This is a genomic window from [Flexibacter] sp. ATCC 35208 (assembly GCF_001975825.1).
Classification (GTDB): domain Bacteria; phylum Bacteroidota; class Bacteroidia; order Chitinophagales; family Chitinophagaceae; genus Chitinophaga.
Map to the genome: position 1 here is coordinate 31,547 of NZ_MTKN01000059.1, position 19,742 is coordinate 51,288.

Here is a 19,742-nt window from a genome sequence, read left to right on the forward strand (position 1 = left end):
AAAGCGAATGAGCAAATGAGGTAGTCGTTATTTGAGATTGGAAGAAATAAATGAAGTAGTAGTTTATATCGAAGCGGATAAAAAAATGATGCCGCAGCTTATATCATATAAAAAACTCGTTAAAACCCTGAAAAATCAGGCGATTAATGATTTGAGAGAACTTGGAACGTAACAAAGACAAATCTGGCCATTCTAATTCCTTTATTATAAAATTTAAACAATGAAACGGTTATGTTTATTGCTGTTGCTAATAACAGCAGGTACGGGCCTTTTTGCCCAACAGGTAAGTGTGATCGACCGCTTTTTTCAAAAGTATGAAAACGACCAGAGCTTTACCCTGGTCAGCGTCACACCGAAAATGTTCTCCATGTTCAGCAAATTTGATATCAATTCTGCTGAAGGGAAAAGCTTTATGACGATTGTCAAAAAGCTCAAAGGACTGAGAATCCTTGTAAAAGAAAACGCCAAAGAAGGGAGTAAACTTTACCAGGAAGCGGCTTCCATGCTCACGAAAGAGTACGAAGAATTAATGACCGTACGCAGTGACGGAGAGCTTGTAAAATTCATGGTAAAAGAAAACAGTAAGGGAAATATTGCGGAATTAGTCATGCTCGTGGGTGGCAAGGATGAATTCGTCGCAATGAGCCTCTTAGGTGATATCGACCTGAACGAAATCAGCCAGATTGCCAATGATGTGAATATTGGTGGTATGGATAAACTGAAAGCGTTAAACAAGAAGTAAGTATTAAACAGGAAAAGTGCGCGGTAACTAACGCATAGATGATTAAGCCCTCCGTAAGGAAAGCACTGAAATCTGGAGGTGTTCAATAGCTAAAGCACAGAATGAGAAAGTTAGAAACGGAAGTACTGAATGAGAAAATGTTCAATAGCTAAAGCACTGAGTTAAAAAAAGCATTACCTAAATCGCTCTGAATTAAAAACAACCCTTATGAAACATTGCCTTGTATTATCAATCGTATGCTGCTTACTGCTCGGTACAAGCACTACACACGCACAGGATCGCCTGCTCACACAATTCTACAATGCCCATAGAGGCGTAGCCCTGACTTTAAAAATGGGTATTGGCAGATTGCCGCTACGCATAGTAAGAGGCTTTATTCCAAATGAGCAGGGTGAAGACGGCGTAAATGCAAAGAAACTTTTCTCAAAGATCCGCAAGATGAAGGTCTATATCATGCAGGGATATGACGGGCCTATTCCGGGCAGTGACCTGACAAGCCTGAAACAAAAGCTGATCGACAAAGAAAACTTTGATTTACTGATGGAAGTAAGGGATCATGGAAATATAGTGCATGTACTGAATAAGGGGACGGAGGAAAATCTGGGGAATGTGGTGTTATTGATTCAGGATGAGAAAGACATGATCATGGTGCATTTACATACCAGTTTGCGTTTTGAGGATATCAATGGGTTGATTAAGGAGTTTAATAAGAAGCCAAAGGCAATGGCTAGTTTATAGTCCACAACCGGTAGAGAGCATTAGCTGCAGCTAATGTTTTCGCCGTTTAGAGAAGATGGTAAATCAGAAAAAAAATGACCCTTACGGATCACCACTTTGTTTGCCAGAGATTCGCTCAGGAACTTATACGAGAAAAAAAATGACCCTACCGGATCACCACTTTCTTAACCAGGGATTCACTCAGGACAACTAATTCTTACCGGATCACCACCTCTCTCACTACCTGCTCACCCAGCATCTCATTTACCAACTTAATAATCTTATCTTTTGAATAGGAGAGTTCCTGCTTCAATGGCGCTACACTGGTAGAGATCAACAACTTCCCATCTATCAGCTGAATACTTTCGGTATACCTGGAAATCGTCTTACCCATAATTTGTTCCCAATTCTCCCTGATCCGTACTTCTGTAAGCCGTGGTTTCATCCGGCTTTTGTCCATAAAATCTCTGAGGGCATCTCCCATTGTCGTAATACCGTAGCGCATGCGGCAAAGATACGGATTACTCCATCTCTACCAATTGAAAACCTGCTTCTTTTTCATTAAATGCATCGAGTAATCTTGTAGCATGTGTATCAGTGATAAATACCTGTCCATACTCAGTACCGCTTACCAGCTGTATAAGCCGTGAAACACGCTCCTGGTCCAGTTTTTCAAACACATCATCGAGCAACAGTAATGGTGCAAAGCCTTTGTGTTTTCTAATCACTTCATACTGCGCCAGTTTCAGTGCAAATAAAAAACTTTTACGCTGTCCCTGCGATGCGCTTGTTTTCATAGCATGGTCATCCAACAGAAACAGCAGATCATCTCTGTGAATACCACCTGTAGTACGCTGCATCATTGTATCCTTATAGCGATTCGCATGCAGTAGTTGTGCGAAAGACTGCTCATGAAGGCCGCAGAGATAATGAATGTTCACCACTTCATGCTGGCCGGCGATATAATCATATAATAATTGTACCTGTTGTATGAATGCCGGCAAAAAATTTCTGCGCCATTCATATATAGGTGTACCATGTTGAATCAGCTGATCGTCAAAAACATCGAGCAGGAGGTCCTGGCCGGCGGCAGGGGGGGCTTTGAGCAGACTGTTGCGCTGCTGTAGGATCTTTTGGTAAGAAATGAGATGATCGAGGTAGCCGGGGTGTAGCTGACAGAGCAGGGCATCCAGCCACTTCCGGCGTTCTTCGCTACCTCCCAGGATGATTTCGGCATCGTCGGGGGCGATCATGACAGCGGGAAACTTCCCGATATGCATGGAGAAGCGCTCATATGATTCGTCATTGAGTACGATGTCCTTTTTGCCGTCTTTGACGGTGCATACGATATGTTCTTCATGGCCTTCCTTGTCGAGCAGGGCGTCGATACGGAAGCCATTGGTGTTGTATTGGGTATTCTGGGCTTCGCTGCTGGTAAAGTAGCTTTTGGTGAAGCAGAGGTAGTAAATGGCATCCAGGAGGTTCGTCTTGCCGGAGCCGTTGCGCCCGGTAATGCCAACGATCCTTTGGGTAAACCGGTGATCAGCCCGGGTATAGTTCTTAAATTGTACTAATGTTATCTTTTTGAGCGACAGCAAATTATATTTTTTTTAACGCCTGTATGGCAGGTGCCTATTATATTATTATGGTATGTATTTCCAGCAAAGTTGCAAAGTATTTAGTTTTTAGGATTTTCCTGTTATATTTGCGGACAAATTAAGAAACAGTGGCTACAAAAACAGACGTAAAGACGAAGTTCACCAAAGAGACGTATTTGTACTGGTATGAATTGATGCTCTTGCTGCGCCGCTTTGAGGAAAAAGCCGGCCAATTATATGGAATGCAGAAGATTCGCGGTTTTTGCCACCTGTACATTGGACAGGAAGCGATTGCTGCGGGTTGTATGACTGCAACTAAACCGGAGGATAAATTCATCACTGCTTACCGTGACCACGCACTGGCGATTGCCAAGGGTATGTCTCCGGATGCTTGTATGGCTGAACTTTATGGTAAGGCTACAGGTTGTTCTAAGGGTAAGGGTGGTAGTATGCACTTTTTCTCTTTAGAGCATAACTTTTTCGGCGGACATGGAATCGTGGGCGCTCAGATTGGTACCGGTGCTGGCCTTGCATTTGCTGAGAGATACAAAGGTACTGACAATGTAGCAGTTGTCTTCTTCGGAGATGGTGCTGCCCGTCAGGGTATGCTGCATGAGACATTCAATATGGCCATGCTGTGGAAACTGCCAGTAATTTTCATTTGCGAAAATAACATGTACGCAATGGGTACTTCAGTAGAACGTACATCCAACGTACTGGACATCTATAAGTTAGCTAACGCTTACGACATGCCGAGCGATACCATCGACGGTATGAGCTGCGAAGCTGTGCACGAAGGTATGGAAAGAGCTGTAAAGCGTGCGCGCACCGGCGAAGGTCCATCCTTACTGGAAATCAAGACTTACCGCTACCGTGGTCACTCCATGAGTGATCCTGCTAAGTATCGTACTAAGGAAGAAGTAGAAGAATACAAAGAAAGAGATCCGCTGACTGTAGTGCTGAAGACCATTCAGAAAAACAAATGGGCGACAGATGCAGAAATCGAAGCAATCACCGAGAAGGTTAAACAACAGGTTGAACATTGCGTAGAATTTGCAGAAAATTCTCCATGGCCTTCTGACGATGAACTGCTGAAAGATGTATACACACAACAGGATTATCCTTTCATTGTTGACTAAGTGATATTTAATAGGTTAGCGGTCGCGTCCGTGCATGAAATGGCATGGGAGATTCGCTAACCTTTTTTATATTTGCGGGAATATGGCAATCAGGCCGTACCTGTACCCTAACAAGAAATACTTTTAAACGATCACATTTACAATGACCGAAACAAAAAATAAGGCCGCTGAAACTGCTCCTGTAACTAAGGACTTCGACTTGCAAGGCTCTGTACACAAGGCTGAAGATTTCTATTACAAGAACAAGAACGTCATCAACATCGCCGTAATCGTTATCCTGGTGGTGATAGGCGGTACTTTTGCCTACAACAGGTTCATTAAAGCACCTAACGAGAAGAAAGCAGCGGACATGGTATTCCACGCACAGAAAGCTTTTGAAAAGGATTCATTTAACCTGGCCCTGAACGGAGACGGTAACAACGACGGCTTCTTACAGGTAATCAAAAAATATGGCGGTACCAAAACTGGTCAACTGTCAAAATACTATGCTGGCCTTTGCTATGTAAAAACAGGCAAATTCCAGGAAGGTATCGATATGCTGAAAGATTTCAATGCAGGTGATCAACTGGTACAGGCTATGGCTTATGGCATAACTGGTGATGCTTACATGGAACTGAAGAATACAGAAGAAGGTATCAAATATTACAAGAAAGCTGGTCAGTACAGCGACAACGATTTTACCGGTCCAACTTACCTGTTCCGTGCAGGTGTAGCCCTGGAACTGGCTGGTAAAAACGACGAAGCGATCTCCATCTACAAAGAGATCCGCGAAAAATATCCTCAGTCAAACGAAGGTCGCGAGATGGATAAATATCTGGCGAGACTGGGTGCAGTTAGAGAATAATTTCGGAAGAGGAGGATGCAACATTGAATGGTGTATTCTTACTCCCGGTAGAATATATTCAACATGTCAATACATAATCAAAGTTTATTGGACGATACTGGCATTCTCGGAATTGAGGATGCCAGTGTTGTTATAGTGTATACCGAATGGAATGATACTGTCATCAATGAGTTGGTGGCTGGCTGTGATAAGACACTTGCCGGATATAAAGTATCTAAAGTTGCTAAAGTAAAAGTACCGGGGGCATTTGAACTGCCTTTCGCTGCGAAACAATATTGGGAGCATACCCAGAGCACCGGTGCACAGCCTGGCGCTATTATTGCATTTGGTTGTGTGATCCGTGGGGAGACACCGCATTTCGATTACGTTTGTAAAGGGGTCACAGAAGGGTTGATGCAGCTGAACCTGGAATTGCCGGTACCTGTTATCTTCGGGATTTTGACGGTGGATAATATGGAGCAGGCGACGGACAGATTGGGTGGTAAGCATGGACATAAAGGTGAAGAGGCTGCGCTGACTGCATTGAAGATGATCAGTATGATGCGGAAGTTGCAGCAGGGTAAGTAATGCTTTGTGGCCTTACTTGCGGGCTGGTGAATGATCGGCATGATAGGATAGAATTTACAGCAGGGCTGGTAAATCTCTTGTAGCTTGACGGCTGGTATAATGGGGAAGTTGCAGCAGACAATTTAAATTTTCAAGTAGCTAGCAGGTTTCATATGCTACATATAAAGACTAACTCGATGAACGTTCATCTTTTTATCCCCTGCTTTGTAGATCAGTTATTTCCCGAAACAGCCTTCAATATGGTCAAAGTATTGGAGAAACTGGGTTGTAACGTCAGTTACAATGCAAACCAAACCTGCTGTGGACAGCCTGCTTTTAATGCAGGGTATTGGGATGAGTCGAGAGCTGTGGCGACCAAGTTTGTAAAGGATTTTCACACTTTTGACTACATCGTGGCACCCAGCGGCTCCTGCACAGGGTTTGTACGCAATTACTATGGGAAGCTGTTCGACAATTCTGCCGCTCACAATGATGTAAAACTGTTGCGCAAGCAGCTGTATGAATTTACAGAGTTTCTGACGGAGGTACTGCATGTATCTGATTTAGGCGCTACGCTGAATGGGGTAGCTACCTATCATGATTCCTGTGCAGCGCTGAGGGAATGTCATATCAAACAGGGGCCAAGAAACCTCCTGAGTAAGGTGAAAGGACTGGAACTGACGGAGATGAACGATTGTGAGACCTGCTGTGGTTTTGGAGGTACTTTTGCTGTGAAATACGAACCTATTTCGATTGGAATGGGTGAGCAGAAGGTTCACAATGCAATAGCCACAGGGGCGGAATACCTGATATCTACGGATCTTTCCTGCCTGATGCACCTGGATGGGTATATCAAAAAACATAACCTGAATATTAAAACCATGCATATTGCCGATGTATTGGCGAGTGGCTGGTAAAAGGATATGAACTGATAGCTAAATCCTGCCAATGTACTGGCCAGTGATAGGTAATTCAGTAACCATGACTTGAATATTAATACCGTGCATACTGCTGATGTAGTAGCTGGTAATTTTAAAACTTTCTTTTGATGAATTATTGGTTAGTTAAATCGGAACCGTTTAAATATTCCTGGGAGCAGTTTGAAAAAGATGGAAAGACGTTTTGGGATGGAGTGAGAAACTACCAGGCCAGGAATAATATGAAGGCGATGAAGAAGGGTGACCTGGTGTTGTTCTATCATAGCAATGAGGGACTGGCGGTAGTAGGGATTGCAAAAGTGGCGAAGGAGTCTTATCAGGATCCGACTACACCTGATCCTAATTGGGTGGTGGTAGATCTGCAACCGGTGAAGCCTTTTAAAGAGCATGTGACACTGGCGCAAATGAAGGCGGAGAAGAGATTGGCGGATTTTCAGCTGATCAGACAGGGAAGGCTTTCAGTATGTGCCGTGACGGAAGATGAATACAATACGATCCTCGAATTGGGAGGGATGAAGAAATAGTTCGAAGTTGGCCTGCGGCAGCATGGGAATACTCAAATTCATAGCCAACAATAAGTTCAGCGAGATAATTAACTTCTGAATACCAAGAGGAATTATGGTACAAAATCCTTTCTGATAAAGGATTCTGACTTATTTCGATTCCTCTTTCTCTTAATAACTACTCACTAACTTTTTAATGTTACCCTAATTTTGTATCAACCGGACATCAGCTTCAAAAAAAGTTTTTAATAGTTGAAAATGTTTTTATCGACGATGAAAAACATTTTTCGCAGGAATTGACTGTTACTAAGTTGCATTGTAAAGAATAAATTGTAAATTGAACACCATATACCTTATCACTTCCAATACTTAAATGTTACCCATTGGAGGCAGAGACTTAAGCAATCATATACAAGGAATATGCGTATGAACCTACTTATGCTCCCACAGGTATCATGGCCAGCTACTTTCAGAACCCATTATTATTAAAGAGTAATAATAGTTCGTTAATTCAGTCTTTAAACACGCTCGCCGCTTTGTAGGATTTTCTATGTACATCTGAGAGATTTTTTAAACCCAAATAAAAACAAACATGAAAAGTTGTTGTCCCCTATCCTGATTTCATTTGGCTTATATGCAGCAAATTAGGTCATGCTGCAGATTAGTTTAATTTTACAGGCGTCTTTCATAGCAAAAGGTGCTTGTCTAATTCCGGTGGAATGAGTTTTTATAAACACGTATTTGTTTACCTGATATTATTTGCCTCCTTTACTGTGCACGCCCAACAAACCGGTAAAATATATGGCCAGCTGTCTGATACCGTTACCCATCAACAGCTCAAAAACGCATTTATTACTATCACACAGGACAATATTATCAGGAAATCCATCTTCTCAGATCATACAGGTGGTTTCAGCGCTGACAATATTCCTTTTGGGCAGTACACCTTAAACATTTCCTTTCAGGGCCTCGCCCCTATACAAAAAGCTTTTACCATAGACGGCAATCAAAAGGTAGTAAACATGGATACCATCTATATGTTCATCCGGGTAAAAGAACTGGATACTATTGTAGTACAGGAACCTCCCATCGTGATAAAGAAAGATACCCTTGAATATAACTCCAGTGGCTTCAAAACAAAAGAATATGCTGCACTTGTAGAACTGCTTAAAATGCTTCCAGGTATACAGATCCGGAATGATGGCACTATTACTATCAATGGTCAGCCTGTGGACCAGATCACAGTAGACGGTGAGCCCTTCTTCTCAGGTGAACCTTCTAAAGCACTTGAACACCTGCCCGCAGAGATTGTAAAAAAGATCCAGGTATATGCTACCAACTTCAACAACAATATGCCCGGGCCACCGCCCCCACCGGGTTTCTCGGGCAGCAAAACGCTGAACATTGTATTGAAGGCGGACAAAAGAAAAGGTAACTTCGGTAAAGCTGGTGCAGGTGCCGGTACAGGAAATACCTACATCCTGAGTGGTGACCTGAACCATATGAATGGCGGTCAGCAGCTTTCTATCATTGCAGATGCAGGTAATGTAGACAAAGAGAAAACCGGCACTGATCCCATACATAGCAATGGGATCAGACGGGTGATGAACGGCGGCGTGAACTACCGTGACAGCCGTAATGCTTTATTTAAGTTTGCCGGCAACTATCTGGCCAATGACACCCGCAGCGAAATTGAATCCAGATCACAGATACTCAACATATTTCCAGGTGACTCCTCTACTTCCCTGAGCCAGTTTACCACCGGAGTAAACAATATGTACGCACACCGCTTTAATGGTAAGATAGATATTAATCCGGATGAGCTGACTACACTCAGTATCATACCGATGGTAAATCTGCAAAGTTCGGATAATACCAGTGTGCAACAAAGTACTCAACATTATGCAAGTTCAGGTGATCCGCTCTATCAATCATCCGGTACAAGCAATTCTAATAGTAATAACACACAGCTAAGTTCAAATTTCCAACTCACCCATCGTGCTAAAAAGATGGGTGAATTGCTGATGGCAAACCTGAACATACGCAATAATGAAAACAAGCGTAGCTCTTTGAACGAAACCCTGACGGAATATACATCCTACAGCAAAAATATTCATCAGCTGTCGGACAATAAAAGCGGTAGCTTCAATGTCGGTGCCAATATGATGTATACCATACCACTGGGAGAAAAATATAATTTCACAGCACAGGGTAGTTATGGTTTTAACAGAGACAATAACATCTACAACACCTACAAATTCAATGATGCCAACCAACACTATGATCAGCTGGATTCCAGCCAGAGTAATAACTTCGTCAGCAACTATCACAGCGGGTTAGCACAGGCTTCCATCAGGGGGCAGGCAGGCAAACTAAATATCACTTTGGGTGGAGGCCTGCAAGGCGACTGGCTGCTGACAGATAATGTGAGTGAACACATAAAACTTTCCCGTCGCTTTATCAACCTGCTACCACAGGTGATGGTGAGTATTAGCCCGAAAGGTGGAAAAACATTGATGTTGGGTTATAACGGCAGGCCAATGGCGATATCTATACAGCAATTACAACCCGTGACCGTAACATCAGATTCTCTCTTTATACAGGAAGGCAATCCTGATCTGAAACAACCGTATACCCACTCCCTTAATCTGAGTTACAATGCCATTAAGATGGGCACTATGCAGCTCTTTACCATCAGCATGGGTGCCAGTGTCACAGAACATAGCATTGCGCAGTCTACCACTTTACTCGATAATGGTGGCCAGCTAACTAAACCAGTGAACCTGGAAGGTGCGCAAAGTGGTAACATCACACTCAATTACTCAACTTCTGCACTGAAGGGCAGGTTGATTATCAATATGATGGGAACTGCTGCATATTCAAAGAGTCCTGTGTTAAGCAATGGTGCACGGAATGACAGTCGTACCTTCACTACCAATAGTGATTTGACCTGTACCTACAATGACCAGAAAGGCTGGGATCTGAGTCTCAGTGTTGGCCCGGGGTATAATATGATGACGACAAGTAGTGGCGTAACGACCAACTATTTCCAAACTGGTATCACTGGTAAAGGATTCTATTCATGGAAGAACCTGGAAAGCGGGTTATCCTGGTATTATAACTTCAACAGCAGTCTGCCCTCAAATTACCAGCCCGATTTTCCCATTCTTTCACCGGTGGTACGCTACCGGTTTTTAAAAAACAGGGCGTTGCAGGCGAGTTTGACATGTGTGGATCTTTTGAATCAGCAGTCTGGTGCCAGCAGGAGTGTGAGTGCTTCGATGGTTGCTGATTCATGGACAAGGACGAGGGGACGTTACTTACTAATCAGTTTGATATACAATTTCAGACATTTCAAATAACCATAATTTTTTTAAACCCAAAAATCCCTCACATGAAAAAAACAATCATTTTGCTCTTGCTTTGTGCCTGTTCCATGATTGCCAAAGCAGATCCCCCTTCCAAGTATTACATTGTATCAGCCACTAATATTGTAGGCTACGTTGTAATCCAGACGACTAATATTGGTATTACGACTTCCCAGACCACCTCACCAGGTGTGACGGAAAGCTGGACCAATACGGCACCAGGTGGTTACTACACCAATCCTTCCGGACAGTTTTCTTATGGTGCATATTGGTCTGATCCAACCTTGTTTACGCCTGTGACAATACAGGTATTGTCAGGTTACACTGCGACTGTTTATAATGCCAATTCAGGATCTCAATCAGTGCGGATTGGGCTTGCGTTTACAAAGCCTAATGGTACAGAGACGTACTTTTATGGGCCTTCTGTGACAGTGGGATATGGGCAGACCGCAACGGCAAGTATTCCGGCGGGGGCTTATACCTATACGGCGGCATTGCCGATTGCTTCAGGAGAGGTTTATCCTACGCCGATGAGGATATTCCTGACTTATGGTGATTAAAAAAAATAAGGTTGCAGTCAATGGGCTGCAACCTTATTCATAAGATTTTATCAATAACTTTTACATCGTGGCTGCTCTCGCCGCCAATGCCTTCTTCCGTTCCATTTCCCGCTGATGCCGGAATACACTTTTCGTCACAAAATACCCTAACGACGCCCCTACCCATACATCACTACTCCAATGCCTGATCTGGTACATTCTCGTAGCACCAGTGGCAATCGCAATACTATACGTCACCCACGGCACCCACGGATGTTTCTCCCCATAGATCTCTGCCAGTGCAGTCGCCACCGTAGTCACCGTATTCATATGCCCTGAAGGGAATGACGTATGCTGCTTATTCATGGTAAACGGACGATTGTAATCAAACGGAGAATCAAAATAAGTAGGTCGTCCACGACGAATAACAGACTTGGCAGTCGTATAGAGCAGTGTTGAGATCAATAGGGATTTTGCTGACATGAGCCCCGCATTCTCCAGTTTCCGGTCCTTTGCGATCACTCCCGCCAGGTACATTCCACCAATCAGATAAGGGGAATACGCATTGCCAAATGGTTCGATTTGCCCGGTAATAGCATTCCATCCACCGGTATGATTGCGCAGCAGGAACTGCTTCACTTCATAATCAGCTGTGGTCATCAATATACCTGCACCTCCCACAACTACACCCAGGCGTATAAAATCGCGCTTCTCCCAATGAGCAGGGCGGGACACCGTATATTTTAAATCTGTCCAGATACTCTTCAGGTATACACCATTGATGCGGTAACTGATAGCAGTATCTTCCTCCGTCAGGGGTTTATTATGCTGTAAACTATCCAGCTGTTTTTTAGCGATGGCGCTATCTGCTGGCACATGGGTCGTATCGTTCTGAGCACTGGCTGTTGTATGTAATAATATAATCAGCGAACAGAAAATAAGCGTATAAATGATCTTCAAGGCTGGTCCATTTAGGAAATAATATATAAAGTTACGTTAAATGTTAAAACCAGTATATTCGAATCAGAAAATCATAAAAAACATTCATTGTATGAAACTTCGGATGGTTGTATTAACGGGAGCGGGCATCAGCGCAGAGAGCGGCTTAAGAACGTTCCGTGACAGCGATGGACTGTGGGAGGGTTATAATGTATACGAAGTGGCCTCTCCGGATGGCTGGAAGAAGGATCCCCAGCTGGTGCTTGGCTTTTATAATATGCGCAGACAGGATATTCTGAAGGCGCAACCCAATGCCGCACATACAGGGCTGGCGGACCTTCAGGGGCATTTTGACCTGCACATCATTACCCAGAATATAGATGACCTGCATGAAAGAGGTGGTGCCACACAGGTTTGGCATTTACATGGAGAGATCACTAAAATGAGGAGTGTATTGGATACAGAACGTACTTACCCTTATAATGACGATATCAAATTGGGTGATCTGGCAGCAGATGGTGGTCAGTTACGACCTTTCATTGTATGGTTTGGAGAGGAAGTACCGATGATAGAACAGGCAGTTAAGCTGGTCAGACAAGCGGATATTTTTGTGGTGATTGGTACGTCATTGCTGGTGTATCCGGCAGCAGGATTACTGGATATTGTGCCGCGACATGTACCCGTGTACGTAATAGATAAAAATCTGCCGCAGGTAAAGCAGCGGCCGTATTTGCATCTGATAGAAAAACCTGCTACAGAAGGGGTAAAAGAATTAAAAGAACTGGTGCAGACATACATTCAGAGCCAGCAAAACTGATATTCATTTCCGGTAAAACTGATATTCAGACAAAGCAAAAATGATATTCATTTCCGGCAAAGCTAATATTCAGCTAATCATAACCATCCTTCATTTCCATCAAAACTCATATCCACTACTAATATTAAAGGCTGACCATTTGGTCAGCCTTTTCCTTGAATGAGGGTCATTTACCATAGGAAAATATTATTCTATTCGAAACTCTCCTCAAATCGAATATTATACTCTTCCAGTTCTTTCAGAACAGGATTATAAATATCAGGTGTGACAGGTATCTGCAAACCAGTAAGGTTCACTTTACCTTGTAAAATCATCTTTGCCATAATGCCCAACGGCAGTCCCACAGTCTTTGCCATAGCGGTACGCAGGTGATCTTCACCCTGTACTATCATGTAACTATGCAACCGTGTAGTGATACCTCTGCGTTCGAATTCTATCTCATGGATCATCACGATCATATCCTTGTCAGTCGGTTCCATAGCCAGTTTGGACTCTACGATGTTCTGCAGCACGCCGGCGTTTGTAAGTGTACCCTGGTGGATCGTTTCCCCATTCAGTAAACCTAAAAACTTCAGCTGACGAATGATCTTGGACTTGGCAGATATACCAAGAAAGTGAGCGATGTTTTCTTCATTACTCAGGTCCTTCGCTGGTTTCAGGTTCTGACTCGCCCATTGATAATAGGTCATATCATCCGTCTGAATCTTTGTGTTATCATCCGTAAGTCCCAGTTTTACGAGAGTACTCCATCCTTCGCAGAAGTCAGGATACCGCAGGGTAGCGCGCATGAAGGTCTGGATATCTTCCAGCTTATAAGCTTTCATATACGCCAGTGAATCCCTGTTAGGATACCATGCGAGTTTGCCCAGTGTAGGGATCTGTATAGTTTTGCTCTGATCAAACAGGTGCGGATAATCTGTTTCTTTGACCTTCCCTTTCTCCTTATAGATAGCGCCTGAACTACCTGCCATCACGATATTGCGGGCATTCCACGAGATCTTGTACTGCCATGGATTATCATTACTCTCGGGAGAAATGAGTCCGCCGCAATAAGATTTAAACGAGGAAATTTGTCCGCCTTTCTTTTCGATAGAATGGATCAGTTTCATGGCGCTCATGTGATCGATACCGGGATCCAGTCCCATTTCGTACATGAACAGCAGACCGGCGTCTTCAATTTCTTTTTCCAGCGCTTTTATTTCCGGATCAATATAAGATGCGGTGAGCAGATTTTTGCCAAATTTCAGGCAGTCCTTTGCTACAATAATGTGTAGGGGTGGAGGGAGCAGAGATATTACAAGATCAGTTTCCAGTATGAGCTGTTGTCTGGCTGCTTCATCCTGGATGTTGATAGCTGCTGGGGTTACATAGTACGACTTGCCGGTTTTTGACCTGATCAGCATCAGGTCATGATCCGCTACGGTCACATGCCACTTCTGCCGGGGAGCATTTACCAGCAGATAATCGATCAGGCAGGTGGCCGATTTACCAGCACCAAACAATAAAATATTCTTCATGTTACCTAAATATATTCTTTACTATGGTTTACGGAACAGGGATTTAACATCAGTGGTAATAGTAATGTTCGAAATTTTAGGAAATTTCGAATTTATATTTGACTCTTTAACTGCGCTTTGTCCCACGAGAATCTGATTTTCATAGGATTAAAAACAAATTGTTTGCCAATATTTCACTTCTCCTATATAGTAATTATTTATGATATAGCATAAATATTGGCAGTGAGTGCAATTTAAAAGATTATTCAGACTCAGCTACAAAAAATATTTATTATCGCATTGTGTTTTAGCGCAATATGACAATCCCTTTTTTATTCACATTTAATGTCAAAATGGCCGTATTTCGGCCTGAAATGGCTATATTTGCGCTCATTTGTTTTTAAAGCAAAACAACCATCTAAATGTCAGAAAATACTGAAAATTCTCAGGACGGAAGGATTGTCCAGATTAACATCGAGGAGCAGATGAAAACGGCTTACATCGATTACTCCATGTCAGTAATCGTAGGTCGTGCGCTTCCTGATGTAAGGGACGGTTTGAAACCCGTGCACCGCAGGGTGTTGTTTGGTATGAGTGAGCTGGGTAACAACAGCAATAAACCCTACAAGAAATCAGCCCGTATTGTGGGTGAGGTAATGGGTAAATACCATCCTCACGGTGATGCTTCCATTTATGACACCATTGTACGTCTTGCACAGCCCTGGACACTGCGTTACATCCTTGTAGACGGTCAGGGTAACTTCGGTTCCGTGGATGGTGACGCGCCAGCGGCCATGCGTTATACGGAAATCCGTCTGCAGAAAATTGCAGAAGCCATGTTGGAAGATCTCGACAAAGAAACAGTGGATTTCTCCCTGAACTTTGACGATACCCTCGAAGAACCTACTGTATTGCCAACCCGCATCCCTAACCTGTTGGTGAACGGTGCATCTGGTATCGCTGTAGGTATGGCTACGAACATCATGCCCCACAACCTTACCGAGGTGGTGGATGGTCTGATCGCTTACATCGAAAATAAAGAGATCACCAGTGAAGAGCTGATTAAATATGTGAAGGCGCCTGACTTCCCAACCGGTGGTATCATCTACGGTTATGAAGGTGTAAAACAGGGTTTTGAAACAGGCCGTGGCCGTGTGGTAGTACGTGGTAAAGTCAATGTAGAAACTACCAAAGCCGGTCGTGAACGCCTGGTGATCTATGAACTGCCTTACCAGATCAACAAGGCGGTACTGCACCAGAAGATTGCACAACTGGCCGATGATAAGATCATAGAAGGGATCGCTGAAGTACGCGATGAAAGTGACCGTGAAGGTATGCGCCTGGTAATCGATCTGAAACGTGAAGCGATTGCAAACGTTGTGATCAACCAGCTGTATAAATATTCTGAGCTGCAGACTTCTTATGGTATCAACAACGTGGCGCTTGTAAAAGGTCGTCCACGCGTATTGGCACTGAAAGAACTATTGTCTGAATTTGTTGAGTTCCGCCATGAAGTAGTGGTGAGAAGAACACGTTTCGACCTGCGTAAAGCAGAAGAAAAAGCACACATCTTACAGGGTTACCTGATCGCCCTCGATCACCTGGATGAAGTGATTGCTTTGATCCGTGGTTCACGTACACCTGAAGAGGCGAAAGACGGACTGATCTCTCAGTTCGAACTGAGCGAGCTTCAGGCAAAAGCAATCCTGGAACTGCGTTTACAACGTCTGACAGGTATGGAGCGTGATAAGATCAAGGAAGAATTTGATGAGATCATGAAACTGATCAGCCATCTGAAAGACGTATTGAACGACGAAGGAATGCGTTTCAAAATTATCCGTGAAGAACTGGAAGATGTAAAGAAACGTTTTGGCGACGAGCGTAAAACTGAAATTCAGTACCTGGCCAGCGAAATGAGAATGGAAGATATCATCGCAGAAGAAGATGTGGTGATCACCATTTCACACCTGGGTTACATCAAACGTACTTCTGCATACGACTACCGTCAGCAGAAACGTGGAGGCCGTGGCGCACTGGGTGGCAAGACCCGTGAAGAAGATTATATCGAGCACCTGTTCGTAGCGTCTACCCACCATACCATGTTGTTCTTTACAGAAAAAGGACGTTGCTACTGGCTGAAAGTTTACGAAATTCCGGAAGGAGAGAAGAGCGGTAAGGGTAGAGCGATTCAGAACCTGATCAACCTGCCTACCGACGATAAGATCCGTGCGATCATTGATATTAAGGACCTGGGTGATAAAGACTTTATCAACAGCAATTATATCGTACTCTGTACCGCAAATGGTATCATCAAGAAAACCATGCTGGAAGAGTTCTCCCGCCCACGTCAGAACGGTGTAAACGCAATTACCATCAATGAAGGCGACCAGTTGCTGGAAGCTAAGCTGACAAATGGTAACAGCGAAATCATGATGGCGATCAAGAGTGGCCGTGCAATCCGCTTCCCTGAAAACACAGTACGTGATACAGGTCGTGGTGCGATCGGTGTAAGAGGTATCGAAGTGGACAATGATAAGGACGAGGTAGTTGGTATGATTTGTGTAAATAAAGACGAAAATCGTACGGTACTGGTGGTTTCTGAGAACGGTTTTGGTAAGCGTACAGATATCGAAGAGTATAGAGTCACCAACCGTGGCGGTAAGGGTGTAAAAACCATTAACGTAACGGAAAAAACCGGTCGTCTGATTGCTATCCTGGACGTAACTGAAAAGGATGACCTGATGATCACCTGTAAATCAGGTATCACTATCCGTATGGCAGTAGGCGATATCCGCGAAGCGGGCAGGGCTACCCAGGGTGTGAGACTGATCCGCCTGGATGATACTGATCAGATTGCGGCAGTAGCCCGTCTGGATGAGCAGGAAGAACAGGGGGTAGAGCAGGACCTGGAAAACGTTGAGCAGGAGATCGCTCAGCAGGAAATCAGTGATGCTGAAGCCACCAGCGGTGAAGAGACAACTGATGAAGATCAGGCCCCTACTGAGGAAGCACCTAATGAATAATTGATAAAATTACCGCAATTTGCCTGTGCGAACTAATGGTTAAGCAGCGGTTGGTTGTATTTATATAATAAAATGCTGAACTCGTAAATAATACCTTAACCATACTTATAGCAAATAAAAAAAATTGATCATGAAAAAACTATTGGTATCATTTGTCTTTTGCAGTGCAGGATTAGCAGCTGTCGCTCAGCGTGCTAAAGTGAATAGTGCTGAGGAGGCGTTGAAAAGCAAAGATTACGCTAAAGCAACGGCTGACATTCAGGCTGCCCTGGAAAATGATAAGACCAAGAACGAGGCAAAGACTTTTTATGTAAAAGGTAAGATCCTGGAAGCACAGGCTACTGAGCATAAGAGCTCTGCTGAAGCACTGGAAGCATTCGATGCATATAAGAAAGCACTGGAAATCAATCCTAAATTGCCAGAAGCTCTGCTGGAACTGAATCAGCGCATGTTCAACCTGTATGCTACTATTGGTAACGCAGGTTATGGTAACCTGAACGATCAGAAATGGGATTCTGCTTATATCCACTTCAAAGAAGCGTTCTCTGTTGCAGAATTCTACAACAGCAAGAGCCTGGGTGGTTCCATTCCAACTGATACATCTATGACCTTCTACACTGGTTACGCTGCTAGCCAGGCAGGACAGAAAGATGATGCGATCACTTACCTGAGAAAAGCTGCTGACCTGCAGTTCAAAACTGAACCTGCGCTGTATGTAATCCTGGCTCAGGCTTACGAAGAAAAAGGTAACAATGAAGGTTGGCTGAAAGCAATCGAAGAAGGTAAAACTGCTTTCCCTAAGGACAAGCGTTTTAGCGATATGGAGATGATCTACTACTCCAAAACCGGCAAGACCAACGAACTGCTGGCTATCCTGGAGAAGAAGATGGCTGAAAATCCAAATGATTTCAATACAGTACTGGATTACGGTATCCGTGTAGATAACGTAGCTAACCCACGTGCAGAAGATGGTAAAGATGCTGCTAAACCAGCTAATTACGAAGAACTGATGGGTAAAGCAGAAGGTGCTTATAAGAAAGCAATCGAGCTGAAAGCGGATGATGCTACTGCAAATTTCCAGCTGGGTGCTCTGTACTTCAACCGTGCGGTTGGTTTCAACAAGGAACTGAACGATATGGATAGCAAGCAACAGAATTCACCTAAGGCAAAAGAACTGCAGACTAAAGTACAGGCCCTGATGGATCAGTCACTGCCTTACTTTGAGAAAGCTGACCAGAACTTCACTGCGAAGGCTTCATCATTAGATGCAAGCGATAAGCAAACTTACCAGAGCTGCCTGTATGCATTACAGAAGATCTATGCGATCAAGAATGATAATGCAAAGGTAGAAGTAACTAAGAAGAAGCTGGATTCACTGAACTAATTATAAGGGTTCCAGGTATATAACAAAGGCCCGTAGCATTCGCTACGGGCCTTTGTTATTGTGATAAGTTTAGAATTGGCTTGCGGAAGGAAGAATTAATTCTCTTTTTAGCTGGCGTGGGTTTGAAATTAATTACCTCGCAGGATGTGTCACAAAGTGAAACGCCCAGAATGCTGCCAGCAGCATAAATAGTATAATGATACAGATGATCGCCAGTTGTGTATGACTCGCTATCAGATCTTTCTTTTGTTTTCTGTTTTTTAATTTCTTCATCATCTGCCATTTCATCTGGCGCAGATACACTGGAATAATTTCCTTCTTCTCAAACGCACTTAAGCCTTCCACTGCTTCACTGCACAATTCACAATCTGACAGATGCAACTCCACTTCATGCTGCTTCTCTGCCGACAACTTCCCCTGCACATAATCCAGCAGCTCCTGCTGACTCGGACACTGTGTCGTCGTGAACAAATCATTATATGCATCATTCATAAAATCGTCCATGATTATTGCTTTCCTTGTTTGCTTAATAACAACTTCAAATTTCTTTTCCCGTTTTGAATATAGCTCTTTACCTGTAGCAAACTATATCCTGTCTTTTCCGTAATCTCTGAATAAGAGCATTTTTCAAGATAGAACAATTTTACGCAGATACGTTGTTCATCATTCAACTGTTCCAGTGCCTGTTCCATATTAGTAAGGAGCACTTCTTTCTCTGCTAAGTTAGCTTTTTCTTCAGGAGGGGCAGGATCGTTCAGGTGTTTTTCGTTTACTTCTTCCTGTCTTACATGGTTGCGTTGTCTGAGTTGCATGAGACAATGGTTTTTGGTGACCATATAAATCCATGCCCTGAAAAACTGTACCTGGTGTTTGTTGATATCTGCTAATACTTTCAAAAAGATCTGTTGTACACTATCCCTTGCATCTTCCTCATTTTTAAGGTATTTCATGCACATACCGAGTAGGAGGATGGCATACCTGTCAAAGAGGATGCCTACCCATTGGCTGTTGTCATCGGATTTGTACCGTTGCAGCAGTTCTTCGTCTGTTAATTCCTGGCTGTTCTTGATATTCACGCGATAAAGATAGAAACTTATAATATATAGATGCAGGGTTGGAGGAATTCCATAAAAAACCCTCATGAACCGG

At 43.5% G+C, this 19,742-nt stretch carries 18 protein-coding genes; 12 read left to right on the forward strand and 6 right to left on the reverse strand.

Features of this window, described 5'->3' with window-relative positions:
- Positions 1-220 precede the first annotated feature (220 nt).
- A complete protein-coding gene (locus BW716_RS27600) occupies positions 221-742 on the forward strand; it encodes a DUF4252 domain-containing protein (protein WP_083729086.1) in 522 nt (173 codons plus the stop codon).
- 207 nt (positions 743-949) lie between these two features.
- Complete coding sequence (locus BW716_RS27605) at positions 950-1,480, forward strand: DUF4252 domain-containing protein (protein ID WP_083729088.1); 531 nt, start codon at positions 950-952, stop codon at positions 1,478-1,480.
- A gap of 196 nt (positions 1,481-1,676) precedes the next feature.
- On the opposite strand, the gene BW716_RS27610 is transcribed toward BW716_RS27605, so the two are convergent.
- Positions 1,677-1,964, reverse strand: coding sequence for a DUF721 domain-containing protein (locus BW716_RS27610; RefSeq protein ID WP_083729090.1), 288 nt, complete (start codon positions 1,962-1,964; stop codon positions 1,677-1,679).
- A gap of 16 nt (positions 1,965-1,980) precedes the next feature.
- Positions 1,981-3,057, reverse strand: a complete 1,077-nt coding sequence (locus BW716_RS27615; protein WP_083729092.1) for a DNA replication/repair protein RecF — start codon at positions 3,055-3,057, stop codon at positions 1,981-1,983.
- 128 nt (positions 3,058-3,185) lie between these two features.
- On the opposite strand from BW716_RS27615, the gene pdhA reads away from it, so the two are divergent.
- From pdhA to BW716_RS27650, 7 genes are all read left to right on the forward strand, one after another.
- On the forward strand, positions 3,186-4,196 hold the full coding sequence (pdhA, locus tag BW716_RS27620) for a pyruvate dehydrogenase (acetyl-transferring) E1 component subunit alpha (protein WP_083729094.1): 1,011 nt from the start codon (positions 3,186-3,188) through the stop codon (positions 4,194-4,196).
- Between the two features lie 142 nt (positions 4,197-4,338).
- On the forward strand, positions 4,339-5,040 hold the full coding sequence (locus BW716_RS27625; RefSeq protein ID WP_083729096.1) for a tol-pal system YbgF family protein: 702 nt from the start codon (positions 4,339-4,341) through the stop codon (positions 5,038-5,040).
- Positions 5,041-5,103: 63 nt separating this feature from the next.
- On the forward strand, positions 5,104-5,607 hold the full coding sequence (ribH, locus tag BW716_RS27630; RefSeq protein WP_083729098.1) for a 6,7-dimethyl-8-ribityllumazine synthase: 504 nt from the start codon (positions 5,104-5,106) through the stop codon (positions 5,605-5,607).
- Between the two features lie 176 nt (positions 5,608-5,783).
- The gene (locus BW716_RS27635) at positions 5,784-6,503 is read left to right on the forward strand and encodes a (Fe-S)-binding protein (protein ID WP_083729122.1); all 720 of its coding nucleotides are present in this window, start codon (positions 5,784-5,786) and stop codon (positions 6,501-6,503) included.
- 131 nt (positions 6,504-6,634) lie between these two features.
- The gene (locus BW716_RS27640; protein WP_083729100.1) at positions 6,635-7,048 is read left to right on the forward strand and encodes an EVE domain-containing protein; all 414 of its coding nucleotides are present in this window, start codon (positions 6,635-6,637) and stop codon (positions 7,046-7,048) included.
- Positions 7,049-7,746: 698 nt separating this feature from the next.
- The gene (locus tag BW716_RS27645; RefSeq protein WP_143709067.1) at positions 7,747-10,389 is read left to right on the forward strand and encodes an outer membrane beta-barrel protein; all 2,643 of its coding nucleotides are present in this window, start codon (positions 7,747-7,749) and stop codon (positions 10,387-10,389) included.
- 32 nt (positions 10,390-10,421) lie between these two features.
- Positions 10,422-10,955, forward strand: coding sequence for a hypothetical protein (locus tag BW716_RS27650; protein ID WP_143709068.1), 534 nt, complete (start codon positions 10,422-10,424; stop codon positions 10,953-10,955).
- Between the two features lie 60 nt (positions 10,956-11,015).
- On the opposite strand, the gene BW716_RS27655 is transcribed toward BW716_RS27650, so the two are convergent.
- Positions 11,016-11,894 (reverse strand): phosphatase PAP2 family protein, encoded by an 879-nt coding sequence (locus tag BW716_RS27655; RefSeq protein ID WP_083729106.1) that lies wholly within the window; start codon positions 11,892-11,894, stop codon positions 11,016-11,018.
- Between the two features lie 91 nt (positions 11,895-11,985).
- Between BW716_RS27655 and BW716_RS27660 the strand changes: the two genes are divergently transcribed.
- The gene (locus BW716_RS27660) at positions 11,986-12,690 is read left to right on the forward strand and encodes an NAD-dependent deacylase (protein ID WP_083729108.1); all 705 of its coding nucleotides are present in this window, start codon (positions 11,986-11,988) and stop codon (positions 12,688-12,690) included.
- A 191-nt stretch (positions 12,691-12,881) separates the two neighbouring features.
- On the opposite strand, the gene BW716_RS27665 is transcribed toward BW716_RS27660, so the two are convergent.
- Complete coding sequence (locus BW716_RS27665) at positions 12,882-14,207, reverse strand: saccharopine dehydrogenase C-terminal domain-containing protein (protein WP_083729110.1); 1,326 nt, start codon at positions 14,205-14,207, stop codon at positions 12,882-12,884.
- Between the two features lie 401 nt (positions 14,208-14,608).
- On the opposite strand from BW716_RS27665, the gene gyrA reads away from it, so the two are divergent.
- Together gyrA and BW716_RS27675 are read left to right on the forward strand one after the other, a co-directional pair.
- Positions 14,609-17,209 carry a DNA gyrase subunit A gene (gene gyrA / locus BW716_RS27670; protein WP_083729112.1) on the forward strand — a complete coding sequence of 867 codons (2,601 nt, stop codon included), beginning with the start codon at positions 14,609-14,611 and terminating at the stop codon, positions 17,207-17,209.
- Between the two features lie 130 nt (positions 17,210-17,339).
- Positions 17,340-18,593, forward strand: coding sequence for a lipopolysaccharide assembly protein LapB (locus BW716_RS27675; RefSeq protein WP_083729114.1), 1,254 nt, complete (start codon positions 17,340-17,342; stop codon positions 18,591-18,593).
- Positions 18,594-18,725: 132 nt separating this feature from the next.
- On the opposite strand, the gene BW716_RS27680 is transcribed toward BW716_RS27675, so the two are convergent.
- Both BW716_RS27680 and BW716_RS27685 read right to left on the reverse strand, forming a co-directional pair.
- On the reverse strand, positions 18,726-19,097 hold the full coding sequence (locus BW716_RS27680) for an anti-sigma factor (protein ID WP_083729116.1): 372 nt from the start codon (positions 19,095-19,097) through the stop codon (positions 18,726-18,728).
- A 2-nt stretch (positions 19,098-19,099) separates the two neighbouring features.
- A partial coding sequence (locus tag BW716_RS27685; protein ID WP_306460914.1) for an RNA polymerase sigma factor occupies positions 19,100-19,742 on the reverse strand: 643 nt, incomplete at its 5' end.

Coding starts and splice junctions, on each gene's coding strand:
- ribH (WP_083729098.1), top strand. CDS start 5,104: ATGTCAATACATAATCAAAGTTTATTGGACGATACTGGCATTCTCGGA.
- BW716_RS27665 (WP_083729110.1), bottom strand. CDS start 14,207: ATGAAGAATATTTTATTGTTTGGTGCTGGTAAATCGGCCACCTGCCTG.
- BW716_RS27600 (WP_083729086.1), top strand. CDS start 221: ATGAAACGGTTATGTTTATTGCTGTTGCTAATAACAGCAGGTACGGGC.
- BW716_RS27680 (WP_083729116.1), bottom strand. CDS start 19,097: ATGGACGATTTTATGAATGATGCATATAATGATTTGTTCACGACGACA.
- BW716_RS27645 (WP_143709067.1), top strand. CDS start 7,747: ATGAGTTTTTATAAACACGTATTTGTTTACCTGATATTATTTGCCTCC.
- BW716_RS27675 (WP_083729114.1), top strand. CDS start 17,340: ATGAAAAAACTATTGGTATCATTTGTCTTTTGCAGTGCAGGATTAGCA.
- BW716_RS27660 (WP_083729108.1), top strand. CDS start 11,986: ATGAAACTTCGGATGGTTGTATTAACGGGAGCGGGCATCAGCGCAGAG.
- BW716_RS27625 (WP_083729096.1), top strand. CDS start 4,339: ATGACCGAAACAAAAAATAAGGCCGCTGAAACTGCTCCTGTAACTAAG.
- BW716_RS27635 (WP_083729122.1), top strand. CDS start 5,784: ATGAACGTTCATCTTTTTATCCCCTGCTTTGTAGATCAGTTATTTCCC.
- gyrA (WP_083729112.1), top strand. CDS start 14,609: ATGTCAGAAAATACTGAAAATTCTCAGGACGGAAGGATTGTCCAGATT.
- BW716_RS27640 (WP_083729100.1), top strand. CDS start 6,635: ATGAATTATTGGTTAGTTAAATCGGAACCGTTTAAATATTCCTGGGAG.
- BW716_RS27605 (WP_083729088.1), top strand. CDS start 950: ATGAAACATTGCCTTGTATTATCAATCGTATGCTGCTTACTGCTCGGT.
- BW716_RS27650 (WP_143709068.1), top strand. CDS start 10,422: ATGAAAAAAACAATCATTTTGCTCTTGCTTTGTGCCTGTTCCATGATT.
- BW716_RS27610 (WP_083729090.1), bottom strand. CDS start 1,964: ATGCGCTACGGTATTACGACAATGGGAGATGCCCTCAGAGATTTTATG.